General features: G+C 67.7%; 1 pseudogene. It reads right to left on the bottom strand.

The annotated features are described in order from the left end of the window. Window positions 1-393, bottom strand: a pseudogene (locus I53_RS35055) (hypothetical protein); the annotation flags it as partial.

Here is a 393-nt window from a genome sequence, read left to right on the forward strand (position 1 = left end):
CACGGCGGCGCCGGCCGTGACGAGGCTCGTCATCAGGATCCGTCTCGGCTCCGTGGAAGAGCCGGCCTTGACGGGTTCGACGATCGGCACGAGGGCCACGACCTGTTGCTGGGCCACGATCCGGGCCCGGTCATAGGCCAGTTGCACGTCGCGGTGGTATTTCTCGGCGTTCTCGCGCTCGTGCTCGAGGTCTTCGAACCGCGTGAGCGCGTCCGAGAGGCGCCGCTTCTCCTGCCCGCCGAGTCCGGCGCCCAGGCACTTGGCGAGACCCGCCACGTAGTAGGTGATCTCCGGAGCAAGCTCCGCAAAACTCGGTGGCGGAGTCGGGCAGATGCGCGCGTAGGCGTCGTCCTCGATGATGGTGACGGCGTATCGCCGCGCAACCGCGATAAT

The sequence above is a fragment of the Methylobacterium sp. B1 genome (assembly GCF_000333255.1).
Taxonomy (GTDB): domain Bacteria; phylum Pseudomonadota; class Alphaproteobacteria; order Rhizobiales; family Beijerinckiaceae; genus Methylobacterium; species Methylobacterium fujisawaense.